Annotated in this window: 6 protein-coding genes; 4 read left to right on the top strand and 2 right to left on the bottom strand. The window is 63.0% G+C overall.

Going from position 1 to position 8,559, the window contains the following annotated elements; genetic code table 11:
* Window positions 1–291 precede the first annotated feature (291 nt).
* The 4 genes from yajC to AADJ04_RS09945 all read left to right on the top strand — a co-directional run bounded on the left by yajC (window position 292) and on the right by AADJ04_RS09945 (window position 5,939).
* Window positions 292–627, top strand: coding sequence for a preprotein translocase subunit YajC (gene yajC, locus AADJ04_RS09960; RefSeq protein WP_207374260.1), 336 nt, complete (start codon window positions 292–294; stop codon window positions 625–627).
* 109 nt (window positions 628–736) lie between these two features.
* A complete protein-coding gene (secD, locus tag AADJ04_RS09955; protein ID WP_207374261.1) occupies window positions 737–2,623 on the top strand; it encodes a protein translocase subunit SecD in 1,887 nt (628 codons plus the stop codon).
* Window positions 2,624–2,634: 11 nt separating this feature from the next.
* Window positions 2,635–3,588, top strand: coding sequence for a protein translocase subunit SecF (secF, locus tag AADJ04_RS09950; RefSeq protein WP_066695417.1), 954 nt, complete (start codon window positions 2,635–2,637; stop codon window positions 3,586–3,588).
* Window positions 3,589–3,605: 17 nt separating this feature from the next.
* A complete protein-coding gene (locus tag AADJ04_RS09945; RefSeq protein WP_341239519.1) occupies window positions 3,606–5,939 on the top strand; it encodes a DUF1631 domain-containing protein in 2,334 nt (777 codons plus the stop codon).
* Window positions 5,940–5,993: 54 nt separating this feature from the next.
* On the opposite strand, the gene dprA is transcribed toward AADJ04_RS09945, so the two are convergent.
* Window positions 5,994–7,184: a DNA-processing protein DprA gene (dprA, locus tag AADJ04_RS09940; RefSeq protein WP_142082781.1), complete on the bottom strand. Its 1,191-nt coding sequence runs from the start codon at window positions 7,182–7,184 to the stop codon at window positions 5,994–5,996.
* Between the two features lie 86 nt (window positions 7,185–7,270).
* Window positions 7,271–8,467: a LysM peptidoglycan-binding domain-containing protein gene (locus AADJ04_RS09935; protein WP_341239518.1), complete on the bottom strand. Its 1,197-nt coding sequence runs from the start codon at window positions 8,465–8,467 to the stop codon at window positions 7,271–7,273.
* Between the last annotated feature and the right edge of the window lie 92 nt (window positions 8,468–8,559).

Below are 8,559 nucleotides of genomic sequence, written 5' to 3'. Positions count from 1 at the left end.
CCCCCCAGGCCCATCCGGTCTTGGGTGATGACATAGGCGCCGCATACAATGTCCGGTTACCCCATGGCGGGCGCCGAGGGCCCTGAATTGGGAATTCGTTGCATAAAGACGCCGAGCATCGCCGCCAGGCCGCGTTGCCAATCCTCGCGATAGCGACGGCTATCGCTGTGGTTGGCGCCTTGCCTGGCGACGATTTCGACCTCTTTATTGCATCAGCGAACTCCCCATTCGGCATCCTCCGCTGGCTGTGTGGAATTTCGAATTTTTGATCCTCTGCTGGGAGTCCTTGACGTGTTTATTTCTTCTGCTTTTGCTCAGACCGCTCCTGCCGCCGCTGCAGGTGGTGGCGACCTGATGTCTTCGCTGACCGGCATGCTGCCTCTGGTGCTGATGTTCGTGGTGCTGTACTTCGTCATGATCCGCCCCCAGATGAAGCGCCAAAAGGAACACCGCGCCATGATTGACGCGCTGGCCAAGGGCGACGAAGTCGCTACCGCTGGCGGCATCATCGGCAAGGTCACGCGCCTGTCGGAAGGCTTCCTGCACATCGAAATCGCCAACAACGTGGAAGTGCAGATCCAGCGCAGCGCCGTGGTGCAAGTGCTGCCCAAGGGCACGGTGAAGTAACCAAACCAGAGTCAGGGCGTGGCAGCGGTGGTCGTCGCCAGCCCTCGTCAGGGGCAGGGGCCGCCGTGCTGCCCGCCCCACAAGCTTTCCGTGAGGTAAGAGCGCGATCATGAACCGATATCCGGTCTGGAAGTGGGCGATCCTGGTGATCGTGCTGCTGGTGGGTGCCTTGTACAGCCTGCCCAATTTCTTTGGTGAAACGCCTGCGGTGCAGGTTTCTGCGGTCAAGAGCGGCGTCAAGATCGACGACGCTGTGGCGCAGCGGGTGGAGCAGGCCCTGGCCGCCGCCAGTCTGACGGCCGAGCGGGTGGCGGTGGAAGGCACTTCGGTGCGCGCACGCTTCGACACGCTGGAAAACCAGCTCAAGGCGAAGGACGTGATCCAGAAGGCCCTGGTGCCCGATGCGAACGACCCGAGCTTCGTCGTCGCGCTCAACCAGATTTCACGCACCCCCGCGTGGCTCAGTGCCATCCATGCCCGCCCCATGTTCCTGGGGCTGGACCTGCGGGGCGGCGTTCACTTCATGCTGCAGGTGGACATGCAGGCGGCCCTCACCAAGAAGGCCGAGGCTTATTCCGGTGACATCCGCACCGCGCTGCGCGAGAAGAATGTGCGCCACAGCGGTATCTCGCGCGACGGCCAGACCATCGACATCAAGGTGGCCGACGAAGCCACCCAGAACACGGTGCGCAACATCATTGCCGACCAGTTTGCCGACTTGCAGGTGGTGAGCCAGCCCGATGGCGACGGCCTGCGCCTGCGCGCCAGCATCAAGCCCGAGGCCGCTCGCAAGGTGCAAGAGCAAGCTGTCAAGCAGAACATCGTCACGCTCCACAACCGGATCAACGAACTGGGTGTGACCGAGCCCGTGATCCAGCAGCAGGGCCTGGATCGCATCGTGGTGCAACTGGCCGGCGTGCAAGACACCGCCCAGGCCAAGGATATTCTGGGCCGTACGGCCACGCTGGAAGTGCGCATGGTGGACGAAAGCACCGAGGCGCGCGCCGCCGAGCAAGGCCGTGGCCCCGTGCCCTTTGGCTCCGAGCGCTACCCCGAGCGCAGCGGCCAGTCGGTGATCGTGAAGAAGCAGGTCATCCTGACCGGTGAAAACCTGACCGACGCCCAGCCCGGCTTTGACAGCCAGACGCAAGAACCCACCGTGAACCTGACGCTGGACGCCAAGGGCTCGCGCATCTTCCGCGACATCACGCGTGAGAACATTGGCAAGCGCATGGCCATCGTGCTGTTTGAAAAGGGCAAGGGCGAAGTGGTGACGGCGCCTGTCATCCGCTCTGAAATCGGTGGTGGCCGCGTGCAGATTTCGGGCCGCATGACCACGGCCGAGGCCAACAACATCGCGCTGCTGCTGCGCGCCGGTTCGCTGGCCGCGCCCATGGAAATCATCGAGGAATACACCATCGGCCCCAGCCTCGGTGCCGACAACATCGAGCGTGGTATCCACAGCGTGGTGTGGGGCTTGGCTGCCATCGCTGCGTTCATGTGCGTGTACTACCAGCTGTTTGGCGTGATCTCCAGCATCGCGCTGGCGGTGAACGTGATGCTGCTGGTGGCCATCTTGTCCATGCTACAGGCCACGCTCACGCTGCCCGGTATTGCTGCCATGGCGCTGGCCATTGGTGTGGCCATCGACTCGAACGTGCTGATCAATGAACGTGTGCGCGAAGAGCTGCGCGCTGGCGTGGCCCCGCAAGCGGCCATCCACACGGGCTACGACCGTGCCTGGGCCACGATTCTGGACTCCAACGTGACCACGCTGATCGCGGGCCTGGCCCTGCTGGCTTTTGGTTCGGGCCCCGTGCGCGGTTTTGCCGTGGTGCACTGCATCGGTATCTTGACCAGCATGTTCTCGGCCGTGTTCTTCTCGCGAGGTCTGGTGAACCTGTGGTACGGCCGCCAGAAAAAGCTCAAGAGCGTTTCCATCGGCCAGGTCTGGAAGCCTGAGTCGGACGCCACTGCCGTGGCCAAGTCGCAATAAAGGAGGAAGACATGGAATTCTTCCGAATCAAAAAAGACATTCCCTTCATGAAGCACGCGTTGATCTTCAACGCGATCTCCTTCATCACCTTTGCACTGGCAGTCTTCTTCCTGCTCACCCGTGGGTTGCACCTGTCGGTGGAGTTCACCGGTGGCACGGTGATGGAAGTGGCCTACAGCCAGCCCGCTGAGCTGGCCAAGGTGCGCGAGACGGTGTCCGGCCTGGGCTACACCGATGTGCAGGTGCAGAGCTTTGGCACGCCCCGTGATGTGCTGATTCGCTTGCCCGTGCAAAAAGGTGTCACATCCGCCCAGCAAAGCGAGCAGGTGCTGCAGGCGCTCAAGGCGAACGATGCGGACGTGACTCTGCGCCGCACTGAGTTTGTCGGTCCTCAGGTGGGGGAAGAGCTGGTGCACGGGGGCCTTATGGCGCTGGCCTTTGTGGTGCTGGGCATCGTGATCTACCTGGCCTTCCGCTTTGAATGGAAGTTCGGTGTGGCGGCCATCATCGCCAACCTGCACGATGTGGTGATCATTCTCGGCTTCTTTGCCTTCTTCCAGTGGGAGTTCTCGCTGTCGGTGCTGGCGGCTGTGCTGGCCGTGCTGGGCTACTCGGTCAACGAGTCAGTTGTGATTTTTGACCGGATCCGTGAGGCCTTCCGCAAGTACCGCAAGATGACCACCTCAGAGGTGATCGATCACGCCATCACCAGCACCATGAGCCGCACCATCATCACCCACGCCTCGACCGAGGCGATGGTGCTGTCTATGCTGTTCTTTGGTGGCCCCAGCCTGCATTACTTTGCCATGGCGCTGACCATCGGTATCTTGTTCGGTATCTATTCCTCGGTGTTCGTGGCCGCCGCCATTGCCATGTGGCTGGGCGTCAAGCGGGAAGACCTGGTGTCGGCACCGCGCAAAGAAGGTGGTGATCCGAACGATCCCAACGCTGGGGCGGCCGTTTGAGCCGGTAATATCGACGCATGCAATCCTCTGAAACGCTCGTAGCGCAACGCCGCCTTGCGCGCCAGGCACGGCAGCGTTTCGTCGAGGGTTTGTGCGCCAGCCTGCCTGACCTGCACAAAACGGTGGGTGAGTTCCTGTCGGCGCTGATGGCGCAGACGGGCACCCAGCGAGAAATGCAAACCCGCCGCGATGCCTGGCTGCTGTACCAACAGCACCAGGCCGCATGGCTTGACGGCACCGCCAAGGCATGGCGTGATGCGGTACTGCCCGCCTCCAGCGCTGGCCCGGGTGGCCGCGCGGTGAATCTCTCCTTCGAGTTGCTCAGCGACGATGTGGTGGAAAACAAGATCGTCGCCTCTCGCATGGCCCTCACGGTGGCCGAGCAGGTCAGCCAGCAGTTCGACTCCTTGCGCCAGCGCACCCAGGTGCTGGAGGGGCAAGACATGGACAGCACGGACATCTTGCGGGCGGAGACCATCTGCCTGAAGCTGGTGGAGCAGTGGGTGGAAGCAGGGTTGCCTCGCACCGATTTGCTGCGGGTGATTGATCCGCTGCAGCGCGAGTTGGCCAACCAGGTGCAAAAGCACTACCAGGCCGTCAACGTCTTTTATGTGGAACAGGGCGTGGCTGCGCCCACGGACATGCGCAACCGTGTTCGCCGAACCACCGCAGGGGCTTCGGGCGCCGCGGCCTTGGGGGCGGACCGATCCGATCGCGTGGCTGGCCCTGCGTCAGGCCGTGGTGAACCCCTGCGGCGCCCCCCTATGGGACCCATGGGTGGCTCCATCCCACGGGTGCCTGGGTCGTACCCCGCCATGGCGGGTGGTGGTTTGGGCGCCGTCACCGGCATGACTCCCTTGATCCGTGCCCGGCAACGGGCGCAGGGAGTGATGGGGCAACTGCGCCGCCTGTTGTCCCAGCCTGTAACGGGCTTTGACATGACCCAGGCACCGCCTGCCTCGGCGGCGCTGGCGCATGCACTGTCGGCCCAGCGCGTGCAGGCGGAAACGCATTACAGCGGCATGGTCACCATTGCGGAAGATTACAGCCCTGCGGCGGTAGTGCAGGTGGCCGGGGCGGTGCGCGAGCGTTCCGCCGAGCTGAAGAAAAAAGCCGTTACCCCTGGTGAGAAAGCCATCATCGAGGTGGTGGCGCTGATGTTTCAGAGCATTCTGGCGGAAGACCGCATTCCGCCGGCCGTGCGCGTGTGGTTCGCCCGCCTTCAGGTGCCCGTGCTGCGTGTGGCGCTGGCCGAGCCGGAGTTTTTCAGCAACCTGGATCACCCCGCACGCCAGCTCATTGATCGCATGGGCGCTTGTGTGATGGGCTTTGATGCCACCGCCATCAACGGCAGCGCACTGGAGGCGGAAATTCGCCGTGTGGTGCAGGTGATTGAGCAGTACCCGGAAACGGGGCGGCGGGTGTTTCAGCTGGTGCACGAGGAGTTTGAGAAATTCCTCTCCAAATTTCTCACTGAAAAGCAGGCCACTTCACGTTTGGTCAGCGTGGCCCAGCAGGTAGAGCAGCGCGAGACGCTGGCCATCCAGTACACCATTGAGCTGCGCACCATGCTGCGCGACATGCCGGTGCGCGACGAGATCCGCGAGTTCCTGTTCAAGACCTGGGCTGAGGTGCTGGCACTGTCGGCCGTGCGCGACGGCGCGCAGCACGCCGACACCGTCATGTTCAAGCAAACCGCGGCCGACCTGGTGTGGGCGGCCAGCGCCAAGCCCAATCGCAGCGATCGCGCGCTGGTGATCCAGCAACTGCCGGGGCTGCTGCAACGTTTGCGCCAGGGGCTGACCTTGATCGGCGTGACTGGCGCTGACCAGGACGCCACCATCAAGGTCTTGACGGATACCCTGGCGGAAGCCTTCCTCTCCAAGACGGCCAGCATTCCGCAAGCCCACATCGAGGCGATGTCCAAGCGTCTGGCCAACCTGGAAGACTTCATCAACGATGCCACTTTGGGCGATATGCCGCTCAATTCCGAAAGCATCGAGATGATGCTGGGCATCGATGCCTCGTCCATCTTTGTCATCGCTGACAACGACGCCCCTGTGGACGATGCGATGGTGGCCTGGGCCCAAGAGCTCAAACCCGGCACCTGGTACACGCTGGACCACAACGGCTCTTCTGCCCAGGTTCAGTATGTGTGGCAGAGCAAACGCAAGCAATTGCACTTGTTTGCTGCCGTGGATGGCAGCAGCTACCTGATCCAGCTGCGCCGACTGGCGGCGTACCTCCAAAGCGGGCTTCTGGTGGCGCAGGATGAAGAAGGCCTCACCATGCGCGCCACTCGTGACGCCCTGGCAAAGCTGGACGCCAACCCGGAACGCCTGCTCGACTGAGCCCTGCAGCGATCTCTGAGTTTCGGCGCACCGCCAGCCGGGCCTATTTCACGTTCAGCCCCGCCCCACCCGCTGGAACAGTGCACCGGGCAAACGGGCGACTACACCGTCCAGCTCCAGTTCCAGCAATTGCACTTGCAGGCTCGCGGCATCCATTCCTGTGCGGTTGACCAAGGCATCCAGCCCGACGGGGTCGTAGCCCATGGCTTGCAACAGCGCACTTTCCCGGGGTGCAGTCGCAGCAGGTTCGTCCGTACCGACGGCTGTGTCGTCAGCCGTGAATGAGCTGGCGGCCGGTAGCGCCCAACGGCATTCTTCGAGCACGTCTTGTGCACACTCCACCAGCTTGGCCCCTTGCTTGATGAGGGCGTGACAACCCCGGGATTGCGGGGCGTGGATCGAACCCGGAATCGCAAACACCTCGCGTCCTTGTTCCGTCGCCAGCCTGGCGGTGATCAGTGAGCCAGACGCCAGGGCTGCCTCCACCACCAGCGTGCCCTGCGACAGGCCTGAAATGATGCGGTTGCGCTTGGGAAAGTTGGGGGCCAGCGGGGGGGTGCCCAGAGGGTACTCGCTCACCAGCAAGCCGTGCCGGGCAATGCGGTGCGCCAAGTCGAGATGGCGGCTGGGGTACACGCGGTCCAACCCTGTTCCCACCACGGCGATGGTCGTGGGTGCGTCGCCTTCTTTCAGGGAACGATCTGGCGCGATAGGGGCCAGAGCGCCTTCATGGGCTGCCGCATCCACGCCCAGTGCGAGACCCGAGACGATCGTGAGCCCTGTGGCCCCCAATGCCTTCGCAAATTGGTAGGCGTTGTCCGCGCCTTGCGCCGTAGGGTTTCGGCTACCCACCACGGCCAGGCAGCGCCCTTCGGCGAAGGGCTGACCTTGCACCACAGCGCGGGCGCCCACCACGTAGAGCATGAGCGGCGGGTCCTCGGTGTCGAGCAGTTTCTTGGGATAGCGCACATCCCCCAGGGTGATGATGGCGCGCGCAGTGCCTTCGGCCAAATCGCTGGCGTGCAGCCATTGCCAAGTCTTTTCCAGCAATTCAGACCACGATGGGGGCACCGTGACCAGAGCGCGTGCATGCCGCTCGCTGACGCACTGGCTCAGAGCTGCCTCGGTTTGTGCAAAGAGGGCCGTGGGCAGCCCAAAGGTAGCCAGCAATTTGCGCGCGGTCTGGTTGCCGATGCCCGGTGTGGTGGCAAGCCGCAGCCATGCGCCTAGTTCATCGCGGTCCATGAGCGGGCTCAGAGGAAGATTGAGAGGCTACGTAAAAACGGGGCCCACAGGCCCCGTTGGATGGGTCACGCTGGTGGGCGCAATGTTTAATGGGGGTTGACAAGACGGTCACCCACGCGCACACCGGTGCGCACGTCCAGCAGCAGTGCGTAGGAAACGCGCTCGAACGTCAGGAACACCATGGCCAGGCCATTGTGCTCGCTGGGCAGCTTGATGGTGGGCTTGCCCTCTGCCGTCGTGTCCCTCACGCGGTCGCCCTGGGTGAGCAGCGTCAGCACATGGCCTGGCTCCATGCCCTGGGCGGTTCCCATGTTGATGGCGATCACCTGGTTTTGCCCAGCCACGGCGACGGGGGTGGAGCCGTAGATCGACACCACCCGTGCATTCACGCTGGTCTGGGGCTCGTGCGGAATGTAGTTTTTGAAGGTGCGGGGTGGCTCGGGCAGCATGCGGTCACCGGCGCGAATTTCTTCCTTGGTGGATGTGATGTCTACCGTGGCGGGCACGGGCTCTTGCTTGAGGTTGCCCTTGCCGTCGCTGATTTCTTCCGTGGTTTCGCTGCGCGCGAGTTCGGCATTGCCCAGGTAACGGGCTTCATAACCCAGCACCTCCCCGGTAACGGGGTCCTTGAGCGGAATGGCTTCCCGGAAGACGCGGAAGCTGCGGGGTTGGCCGGGTTTGGTGCTCAGCGGTGCGTCAGGGTTGCCGCGTGCGTACACCCGGTCGCCAGCGGCCATCAGCACACGCTGGTCGGTGGTGGCGACAAGGCGCGGGGCTTGCTCGATGGTGGCGGCATCAGCCACCAGCGGTTCCACCAGGAACGGCGCGATCAGGTGGGTCTTGAGCGTGGGCAGCGCCAGGCTGGCAAGGCTGTCCGTGCGGGTGCGGGGTGACAGGCGCACTGTGTCGGACCCGCCCGTGGGCTGGGTGCGCAGGCGCGCGTAGCCATCGCTCTTGTCCAGGTACAGCGTCTGCCCTGGGAAGATCAGGTGCGGATTGGGCAGCGCCTTGAGGTTCATGCCCCACAGCTCTGGCCAGCGCCAGGGGCTCTTGAGGTACATGCGAGAAATATCCCACAGCGTATCGCCACGTTTGACCACATAGATGTCTGGCGCGTTGGGCGCCAATTCAGACACGGGAACACCTTTTTCAGCCACCTGATGGGCAGTGCTGCGCTGGGCATCGGTAATGGGGTATTTCTGGGCGAAAGTAGGTGTGCAGGTAAAAGCGGCAATGACTGCCAGCGCTCCCAAGGCTGTTTTCTGTGCGCTGGTGAAAGCCATCCTGTTTTTCCTTTTTTGATGCATTGGTATACGCCCCCTCACTGATGCCAGCAGCCTTTTTTCCACGAAACTGCTGGCAAATACATTACAAA

Source organism: uncultured Acidovorax sp. (genome assembly GCF_964021665.1).
Lineage (GTDB): Bacteria > Pseudomonadota > Gammaproteobacteria > Burkholderiales > Burkholderiaceae_C > Acidovorax > Acidovorax temperans.
This window is presented reverse-complemented; position numbering and strand designations above follow the sequence as displayed.

What these genes read in the sequence shown, in the direction of transcription:
- secF (WP_066695417.1), top strand. Translation starts at nt 2,635, where the DNA reads ATGGAATTCTTCCGAATCAAAAAAGACATTCCCTTCATGAAGCACGCG.
- AADJ04_RS09935 (WP_341239518.1), bottom strand. Translation starts at nt 8,467, where the DNA reads ATGGCTTTCACCAGCGCACAGAAAACAGCCTTGGGAGCGCTGGCAGTC.
- secD (WP_207374261.1), top strand. Translation starts at nt 737, where the DNA reads ATGAACCGATATCCGGTCTGGAAGTGGGCGATCCTGGTGATCGTGCTG.
- dprA (WP_142082781.1), bottom strand. Translation starts at nt 7,184, where the DNA reads ATGGACCGCGATGAACTAGGCGCATGGCTGCGGCTTGCCACCACACCG.
- AADJ04_RS09945 (WP_341239519.1), top strand. Translation starts at nt 3,606, where the DNA reads ATGCAATCCTCTGAAACGCTCGTAGCGCAACGCCGCCTTGCGCGCCAG.